We start from the raw sequence: 15589 nt of genomic DNA, 5'->3' as shown, positions 1-15589 counted from the left end.
CAGGCTGGAGGCGGCAAGCGCCTACAGCCGCAAAGTCGAAGGCTACGCACGGCAAGACATGTTGCCGGTCGACCTTGAGCACATGATGAGCAGCGAGGCCACGGAGTTGACCACGCGCGCCCGGGCCATCGAACGATTGTCCCCCGCCGAGGCCGTCGCGCTGCAATTGCGCAATCGGGCCGATGAGATGTTGCGCGCGGGGCGTACCTTGCGCATCAATCAGACCATGAGCAGCAAAACCCCGACCGAAGGTTATCTGGACTATCTGCTTGAACAGCAAGTGGTGGACATTCGCAAGGAAGGCGGCCTGCGCGACCTGGGCAAACGCGCCGACGGACGACGGGATTTCCTGCAGGAATACGAAGTGCGCGACCTGCGCAGCGAACCTGCACAAACCCTGTGGTACGCACACTTCCACTACACCTCGGCCAAGCCTCAGTTCAGCGACTTCGTCAAAGGCCACCTGAAACGGCCGGAACAACGCAACCTGGGCCTGCAATGGCAGAAGGACGTGGCCACCAGTGGGGGTACGGTCGAGGCGATCTGGCGCGGCGACATCGGCAAACCGCTGGGCAACAAGCACTTTTCCGCACTGTGAAGTAACAACCGCGGAGCACGCAATGTGCTCCGCCGTGCTTAGGGTCGACAGCGGCATCAACATGAGACAAACTCAACCTTTTCGATTTATCGACAAGTTTTACTCATGGAGCCCCCGGTGCTTGAAATCCGTCACCTCAAGACCCTGCACGCCTTGCGCGAAGCCGACAGCCTGGTGGATGCGGCCGATCGCCTGCACCTGACCCAGTCGGCCCTGTCTCACCAGTTCAAGGAGCTGGAAGAGCGAATGGGCATGCCGTTGTTCGTGCGCAAGACCAAACCGGTGCGTTTCACCAGCGCCGGTTTGCGCCTGCTGCAATTGGCCGACGCCACCTTGCCGCTGCTGCGCGCTGCCGAGCGTGACATCAGTCGCCTGGCCGGTGGCACCGCCGGGCGCCTGCACATGGCCATCGAATGCCACAGTTGCTTCCAATGGCTGATGCCGACCATCGACCAGTTCCGCGACGCCTGGCCGGAAGTCGAACTGGACCTGGCTTCGGGTTTTTCCTTCGCCCCGCTGCCGGCCCTGGCCCGTGGCGACCTGGACCTGGTGGTAACCTCCGACCCGCTGGATCTGGCCGGGATCACCTATGTCCCGCTGTTCACTTATGAAGCGATGCTGGCGGTGGCCAACCAGCACCGCCTGGCCGGCAAAGCCTACATCGTCCCCGAAGACCTGCTCCCGGAAACCCTGATCACCTACCCGGTGGAACGGGACCGGCTGGACATCTTCACCCGCTTCCTCGAACCCGCCGACATCGAACCGGCCCAGGTCCGCACCTCGGAACTGACGGTGATGATGATGCAACTGGTGGCCAGCGGTCGCGGCGTGTGCGGCATGCCCCATTGGGCGCTGCATGAATACAGCTCGCGGGGTTACGTGAAAGGCAAGCGGCTGGGTGAGAAAGGATTGTTCGCCACACTGTACGCCGCGATCCGGGCCGACATGCTCGATGCACCGTACATGCGCGACTTCTTGCTGACGGCCAAGGACACGTCGTTTTCGACATTGGATGGGGTTAGTGCGGTTCGATAAAGGTTGCTTGATCAACACCGATCAAATGTGGGAGCGGGCTTGCTCCGGGCGGCGATCCGACGAAGGCGGCATAACATTCAAGATTGATGTTGCCTGACACGCCGCTTTCGCGAGCAAGCCCGCTCCCACAGGGTATTGCGGTGTTCTTAGAGCTCGCGCCACATGTGGATCTTGTCGAAGTAATCCTCCCCCACCCGCACCGCCATCGGTTCCAGGCCGAACTGGACGAAACCGCAGCGCTGGTAGAGGTTGAACGCAGCATCGTTGCCGGCGGTGACGGTCAACTGGATCAGGCGCAAACCCGCATGGTTCTGCGCCTCGGCCAGTGCCGCCCGGACCAGTTGATAGCCGAGCCCGCGCTGGCGGACCGTTGGCGAGACGTACATGCCAAACAGCGTCACCTTGTGCCGGGCCTTTTCCCGAGGCTCGAACGCGAGGCCGACGATGCCGGCCAGGCGCCCTTCTTCGAACGCCCCAAGCACCACATCCAGCTTGCCGGCCAGGCGCGACTCCCACCAGCTCAGCGGCATCGCCGCCCGCTCACGCACACTCGAGGTAAAGGCCTGCGGGTGCAGGTCGTAGGCTTCGAGCATCAGCGCCCGATAGTCAAGGGCATGGCTGGCATCCAGTCGCTCGATCCACATGCTCAAGCCATCCGTTTTTGCTCAAGCATCAGCCGCAGTGCCAGCCCCGACAATATGAAGCCCATGAAATAGCGCTGCATCGCCAGCCAGGTCGGGTTGTTGACGAACCACGAGGCGATACCCGCGGCAAACATGGCGATCATCAGGTTGACGCAGAAACTGACGCTGATCTGGGTCAGGCCGAGAATGATGCTCTGGCTGAACACCGAGCCATGCTCCGGAGTGATGAATTGCGGAAACACCGACAGATAGAACACTGCGATTTTCGGGTTCAGGGCACTGGTCAGAAAGCCCATGGTGATCAGTTTGCGCGACGAGTCCGGGGGCAATTGCTGCGCCTCGAACGGCGAGCGCGCACCGGGCTTGACCGCCTGCCAGGCCAGCCACAACAAGTACAACGCACCGGCCCACTTCAACACCTCATAGGCCATCGGCACCGCCAGGAACACTGCGGTCAGACCGGCAGCGGCAGCGAACAAATGCACGAAGAACCCGGCGACCACCCCAAGCAACGAGATCACCCCGGCCTTGCGGCCCTGGCAGATCGAACGGGAGATCAGGTAGATCATGTTCGGCCCCGGTGTCAGCACCATCAGCAATGCGGCAGCGGCAAAAATCAGCAAGTCTTGAAGCGGGATCATGGGCGAAGTCCTTTGCGTAATGATCAGGCGATCGCGGTCAGCGATGCTCGATAGAACGGCAGGATCAGGTCCCGTGTCAATGGCGCCAGACAGACACCACCGTCGGTGTGTGGATCAATCCAGATCACCTCTTCGATCTCCGCCGCCGGGGTGACGTCTGAATCAATATTCAGCTGAAACAGCTCGGCGTGTACGACAAAGCCCGGCTCATTGGCAGCCGGTGCCGAGAAGTGGCCGAGGTAAACGGCCTGCGCCGGGACGATGTCCAGACCCAACTCTTCTTCCAGTTCACGGGCCAAGGCATGAACCGGCAGTTCGTGGGGTTCAATCTTGCCACCCGGCTGCATGAACGCCGTGGTGCCGCGCTTGCGCACCAGCAACGTACGGCCATCGGGGCCAATCAACAAAGCGGCGGCGATGTGGATAAGTCCGGTGGACTGGGCGGGAAACGTCGTCATGATCAAAGGCCTTTGACTCAAAAGCAGCAAGGATCACATGTCCGCCGCTCTCGATCAAAAACCAAAGCGAACAGCCGAACCGATTTTTGCAGATGCCGCTGATCCCCTGTAGGAGCGAGCCTGCTCGCGATGGACGCCAACGATAACGCGCCCTATCTGAATGATCGCGTTGTCCAGACGTTTTTCGCGAGCAGGCTCGCTCCCACAAGTAGATCGCAGCCTGTAGCTCGCTTATGCAGCTTCCTGGAAATCCATCTCCGGCGGCTGCCGACGGAAACCGCCAGTCAACACCGCCAGGTACACCACGCCAATCGCCAGCCAGCTCAATCCCAGATAAACCGCCAGATGATCGAGGCTGACCATCAGCCACAAATCCGCTGCCAGGCCAATGAACGGGAACAGCAGGAACAGCACCAGTTCACGCAGGCCTTTCTTCTCGCCACCGATCCAGTAATGGAAGATCACCGACAGGTTAACCAGGCTGAACGCCAGGAACGCGCCGAAATTGATGAACGAGGTCGAGGTGGTGACGTCCAGTTTCAGTGCCAGCAATGCCACCACCGCGCACAGCAGGATGCTGTTGATCGGCGTGCCAAAGCGTTCGTGCAAGGTGCCGAAAAACGCTTTCGGCAGCACGCCGTCACGGCCCATGGCATACAGCAGCCGCGAACCGCTGGCCTGGGCCGACAGGCCCGAAGCGAACTGGCCGACGATCAGGCCGATCAGGAAGATCGAGACGAACAGGTCACCACCGATGTTGCGGGCAATTTCATAGGCCGCCGAGTCGACACTATCGAACTGGAACGACGGATGGGCGATTTGCACGAAGTACGATACGCCGACAAAAATCAGCCCGCCGATCAGAGTGATCAGCATGATCGCCCGAGGAATGGTACGGCGTGGATCGCGGGTTTCTTCGGTCAAGGTGCTGACCGCGTCGAAGCCCAGGAACGAATAACAGGCGATGGCCGCGCCGCTCATGATCAACGGCATCTGCATGTCGCCATTGAAGAACGGCTTGATCGACCACAACGGCGTGCTCGCATCACCGCCGACGTAATGCACGCACAACGCGACGAAGGCGATCAGTACCAGGAACTGCACCAGCATCAGCAACGCGTTGATGCCGTTGGCCAGTTTCAGGCCGACGATGTTGATCGCGCTGGTAATGCTGATGAACGCCAGTACCCAGACCCACTGCGGCACGGCCGGGAATGCGGAGTTGAGGTAGGCCGCGCCGATCAGCCAGATCGCCATCGGCAGGAACAGGTAATCGAGTAGCACCGCCCAACCGGCGATAAATCCCAGTTTCGGGCTGATGGCCTTGCGCACATAGCTGTAGGCCGAGCCGGCCACCGGGAACGCCGAGGCCATGCGCCCGTAGCTCATGGCGGTGAAGAACATCGCCACCAGCGCCGCGAGGTACGCGGCCGGCACCATGCCGGCGGTGGATTGGGCGAGGATGCCAAAGGTGCCGAGCACAATGATCGGCGTCATGTAGGCAATGCCAAACAGCACCACCGACCCCAGTGACAGGGTGCGTTGCAAACGAGCCATGAGCGACTACTCCGAATTTTATTGGATTTATGGCAGAGCCGAGTTCGGCGCAAATTACGGGTGTTGCGTTGTTGTTATTCGGTCAGACAGGTGTGTCGTCCGGGAGGGCCTCATCGTCGGATCGCCGCCCGGACCAAGCTCGCTCCCACAGGGGATCTCGGGCGTTCACAAGGCCAATGTGGGAGCGGGCTTGCCCGCGAAGGCGTCAGTCCAGCCAACACAGAACCCGGATCAGCGCGCAGGAATCAGCAGCTCGCGCAACCCGCAGGCCCGCTCAACCACCTCTCCCGGCAACTTCAGCCGCTGATCATCCAGATAGCGATAATCCTGGCGCGCCGCCGACAGCTGATTCAGGTCCAGTTCAACCGCAAACTGCCCTTCCTCGCGTCCGGCTTCGAACAACAAGGTGCCCAGCGGATCGACCAATGCGCTGCCGCCGGCAAACAGCAAACCACCGTCACCCGCTTCCACCCGGTTGACCATCAGCGCAAACGCCTGGTTTTCCTGGGCGCGGGCCATGATCGCGGTGCGGTGGGTCGGGCCATACGGGTCCATATTGCCGTTGGTGACGATCAACAGCTCGGCACCCAGTTGCGCCAGGGCGCGGGCGCTTTCGGGGAATTCGATGTCGTAGCAAATCAGCAGCCCCACGCGCACGCCGTTCCACAGGCAGGTGGCGTAGCGATCGCCCGCCTCGTAGACACCGCGATCCGAGGCCCACAAGTGAGTCTTGCGGTACTTCAGCGCGATGCCTTCGGGGGTGATCAGCAGCGTAGTGTTGTAGAAACGGCCGTTGTCGTTCTCGGCCATGCCGATGGCCACGGCGATATTGCGCTGGCGGGCGGCGGCGATCACCGCACTGACGGACGGTCCGTCCAGCGCCTCGGCCACCTCGGCTACGGACTCAGCCGAAGGGAAACCCATCAAATGGCCTTCAGGGAACATGATCAGCTGCGTGCCGGCTGCGCACCCGGCAATGGCCGCCAGGGTGCGTTCGAGGTTGTAAGCCGTGTCATTGTCACGACCTGCCAATTGGGCGAGTTCGACCTTCATGGGTATTCCTTGTTATGGACCGGGCGGCAGAAAGATTGCCCGGTCGGTGTCTGTGCGCCAGTATGCGCAGCAAGCAACCGGGCGGGGAATCACGCCGCTGGGGTAACTCGATAGGGGTAGATGCATGACACTCTCGTTGGACGACATCGCCTGGCACCGCTCGGTGGGGCAACTGATCGACGCCCTGGACAAGCCCAATTTCTGGACCCAGCTGGTGCGTTTGCTGGATCAGTACGTGTCCTTCGACAGCTGGGTGGCCCTGCTTTTCAGCGCCGACCAGCGCCCGCAGGTGTTCGCCGAATGCCCCGGCGAGGACGGCAGCCCCGACCAGTTGTTCCAGGATTACCTGCGCGGCCTGTACCTGCTCGACCCGTTCTACATCGCCTGCCGCGAGCAGTCGCGCACCGGACTGTATCGCCTGTCGGAAGTCGCCCCGGAACACTTCGAGCTGACCGAGTATTACCAGCGCTACTTTCGTCTGAATGTGGTGGCCGACGAAATCCAGTTCAATTGTCAGCTCGAAGGTGACCGCACGCTGTGCCTGTCACTGGGCAGCACGCAGCGCTTCAGCAGCCAGCAGATCGCCTTGTTGTCGTTGATCCAGCCGTGGGTGCTCGGTTTGTTGCGCCAGCGTCTACCCTATGAGATCAACGAAGTCGTGGCCCTGGCCCCCGCACCACCGCAGGCCGATTGGCGGGTACAACTGGAAGCTTCGGTGCAGCAACTCAAGGGCGCGCAGTTGACCGCCCGGGAACTGGATGTCGGGCGTTTGATGCTCAGCGGTTGCTCCAGTAAAGAAATCGCCCGTAAGCTGGAAATCTCGGTCGAAACCGTGAAAGTCCATAAGAAACACATGTACAGCAAGCTGGGGATCAAGTCCCAGTCCGAGCTGTTTTCGATTTTTTTGCAGGCACAAAATGCCTGAACGTCCTTTGGAACGCTTTGCTCTTATGTGGGAGCGAGCTTGCTCGCGATAGCGGTGTGTCAGCCAACCAGTATGCTGAAAGTGATTCCGTCTTCGCGAGCAAGCCCGCTCCCACAGTGTTTTGTGTTTAGCCAAATTTACTGAGTCCGAACCCAAGGAAACCGTATGAGCCTGTCACTCCTGAGCCGCTACGCCTTCTTTGCCGTCTGCGTGATTTTCACCCTCGCCAGCCTGCCATTTCTTGACTATGACTGGGTCTGGCCGATCACCGCCGTCACAGGTGTCCTCAGTCTGGTCGGCCTGTTTGATCTGCTGCAAGTTCCCCACGCGGTGCGCCGTAATTACCCGATCCTCGGCAATATCCGCTATCTGGTCGAAGGCATCCGCCCGGAAATCCGCCAGTACCTGCTCGAATCCGACAGCGACGCCCTGCCCTTCTCCCGGGCCCAGCGTTCGCTGGTCTATTCCCGGGCCAAGAATGAAACCGCCGACAAACCCTTCGGCACGCTGATCGACGTGTATCAGTCGGGCTTCGAATTCATCGGCCATTCCATGCGCCCGGCGCCGTTGAGCGACCCGAGCAGTTTCCGCGTCACGGTCGGCGGCCCGCAGTGCACCCAGCCGTATTCCGCATCAGTGTTCAACATTTCAGCCATGAGCTTCGGTTCGCTCAGCGCCAACGCCATCCGCGCCTTGAACCAGGGCGCCAAACTCGGCAATTTCGCCCATGACACCGGCGAAGGCAGCATCAGCCCCTATCACCGAGAACATGGTGGCGACCTGACCTGGGAACTGGGTAGCGGCTATTTCGGTTGCCGCACCAGCGACGGTCGCTTCGACCCGGAGCGCTTCGCGGCGCAAGCGCAAACGCCACAGGTGCGGATGATCGAAATCAAGATGAGCCAGGGCGCCAAGCCCGGCCACGGCGGCATCCTGCCCAAACACAAGGTCACCAAAGAGATTGCCGAAACCCGCGGCATCCTGATGGGCGAAGACTGCGTGTCACCGTCGCGCCACAGCGCGTTTTCCACGCCCATCGAAATGATGCATTTCATCGCACAACTGCGTGAACTGTCCGGTGGCAAACCGGTGGGGTTCAAGTTCTGCCTCGGCCATCCGTGGGAGTTCATGGGCATTGCCAAGGCCATGCTGGAGACTGGCATCCTCCCGGACTTCATCGTGGTGGATGGCAAGGAAGGTGGCACCGGCGCGGCGCCTGTGGAGTTCACCGACCACATCGGCGTGCCGATGCGCGAGGGCCTGTTGTTCGTGCACAACACCCTGGTGGGCCTGAACCTGCGGGACAAGATCAAACTCGGCGCCAGCGGCAAGATCGTCAGCGCCTTCGACATCGCCAGCGTACTGGCCATCGGCGCCGACTGGGCCAACTCGGCGCGCGGCTTCATGTTCGCCATCGGTTGCATCCAGTCGCAGAGCTGCCACACCAACAAATGTCCGACCGGCGTCGCCACCCAGGACACCCTGCGCCAGCGAGCGTTGGTGGTGCCGGACAAGGCCCAGCGCGTATTCAATTTCCATCGCAGCACGCTCAAGGCTTTGGCGGAAATGCTCGCCGCCGCCGGCCTCGAACATCCGTCGCAGTTATCCGCCAAGCACCTGGTGCGACGCATGTCGGCGACCGAGATCAAGCTGTTCTCGCAGTTGCACGTATTCCTCAAACCCGGCGAGCTGCTGACCGGTGAAGTGAATGGCGAGTTCTACTCGCGGATGTGGCAGATGGCGCGGGCGGACAGTTTTGAGCCCAATGAAGTGGCAGCGGCCTGACGTTGGCTCCAGCGCTGAAGGTTTGGGACGACTTCAGCGCTCGCCGCCGATTATAAACAGGCGCGCCTCGACTTCCTCTCCCTTGAGGGTCTGCGTCTGTTTCCATCCTTTGGGAAATGTCACGACTTTTTCCGGCCGGGGCCTGCCGGTCACCCACCAGACTCTTTTGGAACTGAGTTTTACTGTTGCGACATTGTCGAAAAAAATCCAGTCCAACGTCTGAGGGATAAGAAGCCAGCCACCATAGTTGAAGGGACCGTCCGAAGCTCCTGTCGGCAATCGGGCGATGTAAAGCCTCGGCTGGATACCCGTGGTGTTGTAGTAGTGGAACGGCAAATACCAGTACAAGCCGTCAATGACCAACTCGTCACCCGCCTCGGCCTCCCTTTTGATGCCATCTGCCAATGTGTCCAGCCTGGCCATTTTACGAATGAAGGTTCCGTTCATCCCGTCTAGTTGCGAATACACTTTCTGCAGTCCATGTACCTCCCCTGCAACAAACACGCTCAAGCAGAGGAATGCAATCACAGGGCGTCGTTCAGCCAACTGGTCCAGCACAACGGCGACGAACAAAGGCAAACCGGCTGCGGCAAACACCAGGTACCTGGGAACGAAGATCGGAACGGCCAATGACAAGAAAAATGCCGTGATGAGCGGTACGAAGAAGTAACCGATGACCAGCACGGTCGAGCGGCGATCGGTGCGCCCATACCGCAACGCCATCACACAACAGGCGATCACCACCGCCGAGACAATCAGCGTCCCCCACAACCCGCCCTCCGTGGTAGAAATCATCGCCGCACATTGCGCGATAAAGCTCGGCAACATCTCCCACGTGGTCGGCGATATCCATTCGAGCCCTTTCATTTTCCACGTCTGGTCAATCAGATGCGGCAACCAGGGCGAATACAGCACGACAATCGCGACATTGGCCAGCAGCCACTTGCGCACAGGCAACGATGCCGACTCGCCACTGCCCAGCCCCGACCAATACAGCCAATGCACCAGCACACAGAGCACTGCAAAGTAGTGCGTGTAGAAAGCCGCTGTCATCATTAGCACGTACATCACGGGATAGCGTTTGAGTTGCGGTTGCCGACTCCAGCAGACCAGCGCAACCGTGGCGCCCATCAGCCAGAAACCGACGAGCGTGTACATGCGCACTTCCTGGCTGTAACGAACCGTGATCGGCAGCAGCACCAGCAAAACTGCGGCGATACAGGCCGCTCTTCGCGTGGCGAGCAGACTCATCAGTTTGATACTGAACAGCACCGTGCCCACATCTGCCACGGCGCTCAGGCCGCGCACAGCCACCACACTGGCGCCAAACAGCATCGTCCAGTAATGAAGAATCACGTAATACAACGGCGGATGTACGTCTCCCGCCGTGGTGGACCAGATCAATGCCGGCGAACGCTCGCTCAGCATCAGGCTATAGCCTTCGTCGTACCAGATGATCGGGACTGAAATCCCGTGAAATCGAACGATCAGGGCCAGGGTGAGCAACGCCAGCACAATCGATGGGTAGATGACCAGACGCCACTGACGCACCTGAACATCCTCGGCCAGGCGCTCCATCGTGTTCATACAATCCTCTTCAGTGAGGGTTTGTCGGCCTGCTCGTCACTGCTTTTGATGATGTCCTGGATGACATAGCGGGGCCGATGCTTGGACTCCATATAGATGCGCCCGATGTATTCACCGAGGATGCCGATGCCAATCAATTGAACGCCGCCCAGAAACAGAATCGCCGTCATCAACGATGGATACCCCGGCACGTCATTACCAAACAGCACCTTGTCCAAAACCATGTAAACCGCATACAAAAGTGCCGCCAGCGAGATGATGCCGCCCACGTAGGACCAAACACGCAACGGCACCGTGCTGAACGAGGTGATGCCTTCAAGTGCCAGGTTCCATAGCTTCCAGATATTGAATTTGCTTTTGCCGGCGGCACGTGGCGCGCGATCGTATTCAATGACTCGTGTATTGAATCCAGCCCATGACAACACCCCCTTCATGAACAGCTGGTGCTCCGGCAGGCTCTTGATGACGTCAACGACTTTCCTGTCCATCAAGCGAAAGTCACCGACATTTTCTTCGATGCGGGTCGAGGCAATCCGATTGAGCAGGTGGTAGAACATGGCCGCGAAATGGCGTTTGAAATAACCGTCGGCCGAACGGCTGCGACGCTTGGCAAGCACCACGTCAGCGCCATCGGTCCACTCCTTGATCAGCCGGGAAATGACACTGACCGGGTCTTGCAAGTCCACATCCATCGGAATGACCGCATCACCGGTGGCATATTCCAGCCCGGCAAACAGTGCAGGCTCCTTGCCGAAGTTGCGCGAAAAATTAATCAGCAGCACATCGCTGTCCTGCCGAGCGATCGAGCCCGCCAGCAGTAAAGTGTGATCGGTGCTGCCGTCATTGATGAACAGGATTTCAACCTGATAGGGGCTTAGCGAGGGCTCCTGGCGAACAGCCTGGTAGAACAGGTCAATCGCCTGCTCCTCATTGAACACCGGAACAATCAACGAGACTTTCATGTGTCACGCCTGCGAAACACCACGTATTTTGAATACAAAAATCCAAGTACCAGACTCAATGCCGAAAACAGGGCCACGGTGAGCAAACCGTGCAATCGCCAGACGTCGCCCAAATGGCCGACACCCAGGCTCAACGCTCCCATTCCCGAAACAAACAGTAGATAACCGCCGACCGAGGACCTGGCGGCGAAAGTGAATTGCGCGTTCATGTAGAAGGAAAACGACGCAGCCACGCAGAAGGCCACCAGGTTGCTGACTGCCTGACTGAGGCCGGCCGCAACGCTCAGCAGGAAAAAGATCTGCCAGTGAATCAGGGTGTTGGCGACCCCGATCACCGTGTAACTGGACAGCCCTTTCCACAACAGTCTCATGTGAGGCTCCTGCTGCTTAGAACGTTGCACTCATTAATATTTGAGCCTGTCTACTGTCAGAAAGCGCAGGTTAACGGACCTTTCAGACCAGCGGTTGAGCCGCGGGGCAACGCCCGAGACATCCGGTAATATCCCGATTTTGCAATTGCCCGCGAATCAGTCCACCCTGCGCGCCGCCGCTTGGGCGCGTGGCCTTTGCGCCCGTGACCAATCCCATTTTCACCCGCTGTTACGAGTCTGCTGTCATGACGTTAGCGCGCGATAACCGGATCGACTTCTTTCGTGGTCTGGCACTGATCTTCATCTTTTGGGATCACGTGCCCCACAACCCTTTGGGGCAAATCACCCTGCGTAACTTCGGTTTCAGCGATGCGGCCGAGGTTTTCGTATTTCTGGCAGGTTTTGCGGCCGTGCTGGCGTACGGCAAAGTCCTGGCGCGCGAAGGCTTTCTGATCGCCTGCGTGAAAATCCTGCGCCGCGCGTGGGTGCTCTACGTGGTGCATATCTTCCTGCTGGCGATGCTGATGGGCATTGTGTTCTTCGCCAACAGCCACGTGGAAACACGGGATCTGGTGGAGGAAATGGGCATGCATCACTTCATCAGCAACCCGCAGCAAGCGTTGATAGATGAACTGCTGTTGCGCTTCAAACCGAACCTGATGGACCCGTTGCCGCTGTACATCGTGCTATTGGCGGGCTTGCCCCTGGTGCTGCCACTGCTGGTGCGCTAGGCCTGGGTGGTGGTCGCGATGTCGGTGGCGCTGTACCTGATGGTGCCGCTGGCTGGCTGGAACCTGGCGGCCATCAAGGATGGCGTGTGGTATTTCAACCCGGTTGCCTGGCAGCTGCTGTTCGTGCTCGGCGGTGCCGCTGCGATCCACAGCCAGCGCCCGCGCTTGCCCGAATCTCGTCCGCTGGTACGCCAGCCGTTATTTGTGAGTGCGGCACTGTATGTAGTGGCCGCGGGTGTGTTGACCGTCCTGTGGCGCTGGCCGGACATACACGATGCCGTGGTCCCGGCGAGCGTGCAAAACTTCCTGTACCCCATCAGCAAGACCGATCTTTCCCCTGTACGCCTGCTGCATTTCCTGGCACTGGCCTACGTCACGGCGAAACTGATTCCCGACAGTGGATGGACGCAAAACTGGCTGGCGCAGCAATGCTGCCGCATGGGCCGATTCTCGCTGGAGATTTTCTGCCTGGGCGTGCTGCTGGCGCCATTGGCGGACATGGTCAACGCGTTGACCGACGATGCGTTTGCCATGCAGATTTTCACGGCGCTGGTGGGTGCCGGGTTGATGGCGTTGCTGGCGATGTGGCTTGAGTTCAACAAGCGTTTGAATCGATCACTGAAAACTGTGCCCGCCTGATATGCCTGATATGTAGGAGCGAGCTCGCTCGCGATGGACCCAAGAGCACCGCGTTTAGCCAAGGAACACGCGTTATCGTTATCGACCATCGCGAGCTAGCTCGCTTCTACAGAAGCCGAACGCGCCGCGCCTTGTGAAGCATTGGTCGGTTGCAGCTTGAACACGTAGAACAGCACCGTCAGCAGCACCAGGAACGCAGGCCCCACATACAGCGCCACACGGGTGTCCGGGAAGTACGCCATCAGGCCGACCACCAGCACCAGGAATGCCAGCGCCAGGTACGAACTGACCGGGTACAGCCACATGCGGTATTTCAGACCGGCCTGTTCACTGGCGCTCAGGCCTTTGCGGAATTTCAGCTGGGCCAGCAGGATCATCGCCCAGGTCCAGATCGCGCCGAAGGTGGCAATCGCCGTCACCCAGACAAAAACCTTTTCCGGCACCAGATAGTTGAGCAATACACCCAGCAGCAACGCACCAATCGACAGCAGCAGCGCACGGCGCGGCACACCGTTGCTCGACGTCCTGGCGAACCCCGCCGGGGCCTGGCCGTTCTGCGCCAGGCTGTAGAGCATGCGCCCGGTGCTGAAGATGCCGCCATTGCAGGACGACAGCGCAGCGGTGATCACCACGAAGTTGATGATGCCCGCCGCGGTCTTGATGCCCAGACGCTCGAAAGTCATCACGAACGGGCTGCCCTGGGTGCCGATTTCGTTCCATGGGTAGATCGACAGGATCACGAACAACGCGCCGACGTAGAACAGCAGAATCCGCCAGAACACCGAGCCGATGGCATTCGGGATGGTCTTTTGCGGGTTCTTCGCCTCACCGGCGGTCAGGCCGATCATCTCCACGCCGAGGTAGGCGAACATCACCATTTGCAGCGACATCAACACGCCTTGCACGCCGTTGGGCATGAAGCCGCCGTGGGTCCACAGATTGGAAATACCCAGCGCCACACCGTCGTTGCCGAAACCGAAGGCGATGATGCCGATGCCGCCGAACACCATCGCAATGATGGTGACGATCTTGATCAGGGCAAACCAGAATTCGAATTCACCGAAGGCCTTCACCGCGATCAGGTTGATCGAGCCCATGCTGATCAGCGCAGCGAGCGCCCAGATCCAGCGCGGCACGTCGGGGAACCAGATGCCCATGTAGACCGCCACGGCAGTGATTTCCGCGACGCAGGTCACCAGCCACAGGAACCAGTAGTTCCAGCCGGTCAGAAAGCCCGCCAACGGGCCAAGATAGTCTTGGGCATAACGGCTGAACGAGCCGGCGACCGGGTTGTGCACAGCCATCTCGCCGAGGGCGCGCATGATCACCAGGATCGCCAGACCGCCGATGATGTAGGACAGCATGATGGCCGGGCCGGCCATTTCGATGGCCTTGGCCGAACCCAGGAACAGGCCGACGCCGATACAGGCGCCGAGTGCCATCAGGCGAATATGCCGCTCGCCGAGTTCACGTTTAAGCGGACCGCCCTGAGCGGTCTCGCCTTGGGGCAGGTGATTGCCTGTGGGCATGGGGGACATCCTCGTCTTGTTATTGGATATGACCACCGAGTGGCGAAGCGCTGACCGATAAGCCATCGCGTCCCGAACCGGCTCTGCTTCGTGAGCAGAGCTGTCTTGTAGGAAAAACCCGCAAAATCAGTGGGAAAAGCGGCGCCGAGTATTGCACAACAATGGTGCATCGTCATGCCCCTGCCAAAGCCGTATTTACCCCTTCGACATCTCTAAATAAGGCATTTCAGCCGACCACCCCTCCCCAGCCACAGCATCACTTGTGGCGAGGGGGCTTGCCCCCGTTCGGCTGCAAAGCAGTCGCAAAACAGGAAAACGCGGTGTACCAGACAATCACCAGTCGCAGGTATTAGCGCCGCTTCGCAGCGCAACGGGGCGGTGCGGCGATCCGACAAGCCCCCTCGCCACAACAACAACAACAACAACAACAACAACAACAGCCTTCTCATGCCGTCATTCCTTCACAGGTATCAGCATTTTCACTCAACACGTGCGGATCTACCCTGAACAACCGGGTACTAGCCTTGAATGTGCAATTGATACCCTCAAAAGGAAGCAATGGAATGCCACCTCAACCCAACTCCCACCGCTTGCGTCTGGGACGATATTCCGAAAGCGGTCGGGCATATCTCATCACCGCCGTTGTCCATGATCGTCAACCGGTCTTTTCGGATTGGCATTTGGGACGCTTACTTGTTGCAGAACTGCGCCGGGCTCATGAATCCAACGTGGTGAATTCCATCGCATGGGTGATCATGCCCGATCATTTTCATTGGTTGATGCAGCTGGAAGAAAGCAATCTGGGGCGAGTTATCGGAGCCATCAAGTCACGTTGTACCCGCAAAGTGAACGAAATCACCGGCCGCCGTGGCCCGCTCTGGCAATCCGGCTACCACGACCGGGCCATTCGCGATGGAGAGGACCTTCTGCCGTTCGCCCGCTACATTGTTGCCAATCCACTCAGGGCTGGGCTTGTGGATAAGATTGGCGACTACCCGCTCTGGGATGCGTGCTGGCTGTAAACGGACGCCCTTACACCAAACTCTTTGTGGCGAGGGGGCTCGTCGGATCGCC

The 15589-nt window shown here is 59.6% G+C and carries 13 protein-coding genes and 2 pseudogenes; 6 read left to right on the top strand and 9 right to left on the bottom strand.

Annotated features, from left to right (window positions below; genetic code table 11):
• Positions 1-598 (top strand): annotated as a pseudogene (locus tag PMI29_RS10320) (dermonecrotic toxin domain-containing protein); the annotation flags it as partial.
• Positions 599-715: 117 nt separating this feature from the next.
• Entirely contained in the window at positions 716-1633 is a 918-nt protein-coding gene (metR, locus tag PMI29_RS10325; RefSeq protein WP_008000240.1) for a transcriptional regulator MetR, read from the top strand.
• Between the two features lie 146 nt (positions 1634-1779).
• On the opposite strand, the gene PMI29_RS10330 is transcribed toward metR, so the two are convergent.
• The 5 genes from PMI29_RS10330 to PMI29_RS10350 all read right to left on the bottom strand — a co-directional run bounded on the left by PMI29_RS10330 (position 1780) and on the right by PMI29_RS10350 (position 5986).
• On the bottom strand, positions 1780-2277 hold the full coding sequence (locus tag PMI29_RS10330; RefSeq protein ID WP_008000239.1) for a GNAT family N-acetyltransferase: 498 nt from the start codon (positions 2275-2277) through the stop codon (positions 1780-1782).
• 2 nt (positions 2278-2279) lie between these two features.
• Positions 2280-2918: a LysE family translocator gene (locus PMI29_RS10335; protein ID WP_007985735.1), complete on the bottom strand. Its 639-nt coding sequence runs from the start codon at positions 2916-2918 to the stop codon at positions 2280-2282.
• Positions 2919-2941: 23 nt separating this feature from the next.
• On the bottom strand, positions 2942-3376 hold the full coding sequence (locus tag PMI29_RS10340) for an NUDIX hydrolase (protein ID WP_008000237.1): 435 nt from the start codon (positions 3374-3376) through the stop codon (positions 2942-2944).
• Positions 3377-3607: 231 nt separating this feature from the next.
• Positions 3608-4933 carry an APC family permease gene (locus PMI29_RS10345; protein ID WP_008000235.1) on the bottom strand — a complete coding sequence of 442 codons (1326 nt, stop codon included), beginning with the start codon at positions 4931-4933 and terminating at the stop codon, positions 3608-3610.
• A gap of 231 nt (positions 4934-5164) precedes the next feature.
• Positions 5165-5986: a carbon-nitrogen hydrolase family protein gene (locus tag PMI29_RS10350; RefSeq protein WP_008000233.1), complete on the bottom strand. Its 822-nt coding sequence runs from the start codon at positions 5984-5986 to the stop codon at positions 5165-5167.
• Positions 5987-6110: 124 nt separating this feature from the next.
• On the opposite strand from PMI29_RS10350, the gene PMI29_RS10355 reads away from it, so the two are divergent.
• Both PMI29_RS10355 and PMI29_RS10360 read left to right on the top strand, forming a co-directional pair.
• The gene (locus PMI29_RS10355) at positions 6111-6911 is read left to right on the top strand and encodes a helix-turn-helix transcriptional regulator (protein WP_008000231.1); all 801 of its coding nucleotides are present in this window, start codon (positions 6111-6113) and stop codon (positions 6909-6911) included.
• A 165-nt stretch (positions 6912-7076) separates the two neighbouring features.
• The gene (locus PMI29_RS10360) at positions 7077-8696 is read left to right on the top strand and encodes an FMN-binding glutamate synthase family protein (protein ID WP_008000229.1); all 1620 of its coding nucleotides are present in this window, start codon (positions 7077-7079) and stop codon (positions 8694-8696) included.
• 33 nt (positions 8697-8729) lie between these two features.
• On the opposite strand, the gene PMI29_RS10365 is transcribed toward PMI29_RS10360, so the two are convergent.
• The 3 genes from PMI29_RS10365 to PMI29_RS10375 are packed head-to-tail and all read right to left on the bottom strand — an operon-like array spanning position 8730 to position 11616.
• On the bottom strand, positions 8730-10283 hold the full coding sequence (locus PMI29_RS10365) for a glycosyltransferase family 39 protein (RefSeq protein ID WP_008000226.1): 1554 nt from the start codon (positions 10281-10283) through the stop codon (positions 8730-8732).
• On the bottom strand, positions 10280-11245 hold the full coding sequence (locus tag PMI29_RS10370; protein WP_008000224.1) for a glycosyltransferase family 2 protein: 966 nt from the start codon (positions 11243-11245) through the stop codon (positions 10280-10282). Before PMI29_RS10370 ends, PMI29_RS10365 begins: the two co-directional genes overlap by 4 nt.
• Complete coding sequence (locus PMI29_RS10375; RefSeq protein WP_008000221.1) at positions 11242-11616, bottom strand: GtrA family protein; 375 nt, start codon at positions 11614-11616, stop codon at positions 11242-11244. Before PMI29_RS10375 ends, PMI29_RS10370 begins: the two co-directional genes overlap by 4 nt.
• A 245-nt stretch (positions 11617-11861) precedes the next feature.
• Between PMI29_RS10375 and PMI29_RS0130295 the strand changes: the two are divergent.
• A pseudogene (locus PMI29_RS0130295) lies at positions 11862-12986 on the top strand (OpgC family protein).
• Positions 12987-13081: 95 nt separating this feature from the next.
• Here the strand turns inward: PMI29_RS0130295 and PMI29_RS10380 are convergent.
• On the bottom strand, positions 13082-14515 hold the full coding sequence (locus tag PMI29_RS10380; protein WP_008000214.1) for an amino acid permease: 1434 nt from the start codon (positions 14513-14515) through the stop codon (positions 13082-13084).
• 563 nt (positions 14516-15078) lie between these two features.
• Between PMI29_RS10380 and PMI29_RS10390 the strand changes: the two genes are divergently transcribed.
• Positions 15079-15537, top strand: coding sequence for an REP-associated tyrosine transposase (locus PMI29_RS10390; protein ID WP_008000210.1), 459 nt, complete (start codon positions 15079-15081; stop codon positions 15535-15537).
• Positions 15538-15589: the final 52 nt, after the last annotated feature.

This window comes from Pseudomonas sp. GM49, from assembly GCF_000282355.1.
In the GTDB taxonomy this organism is placed as follows: domain Bacteria; phylum Pseudomonadota; class Gammaproteobacteria; order Pseudomonadales; family Pseudomonadaceae; genus Aquipseudomonas.
Note: the sequence above shows the minus strand (reverse complement) of the source record. Positions and strands in the feature narration are given on the sequence as shown.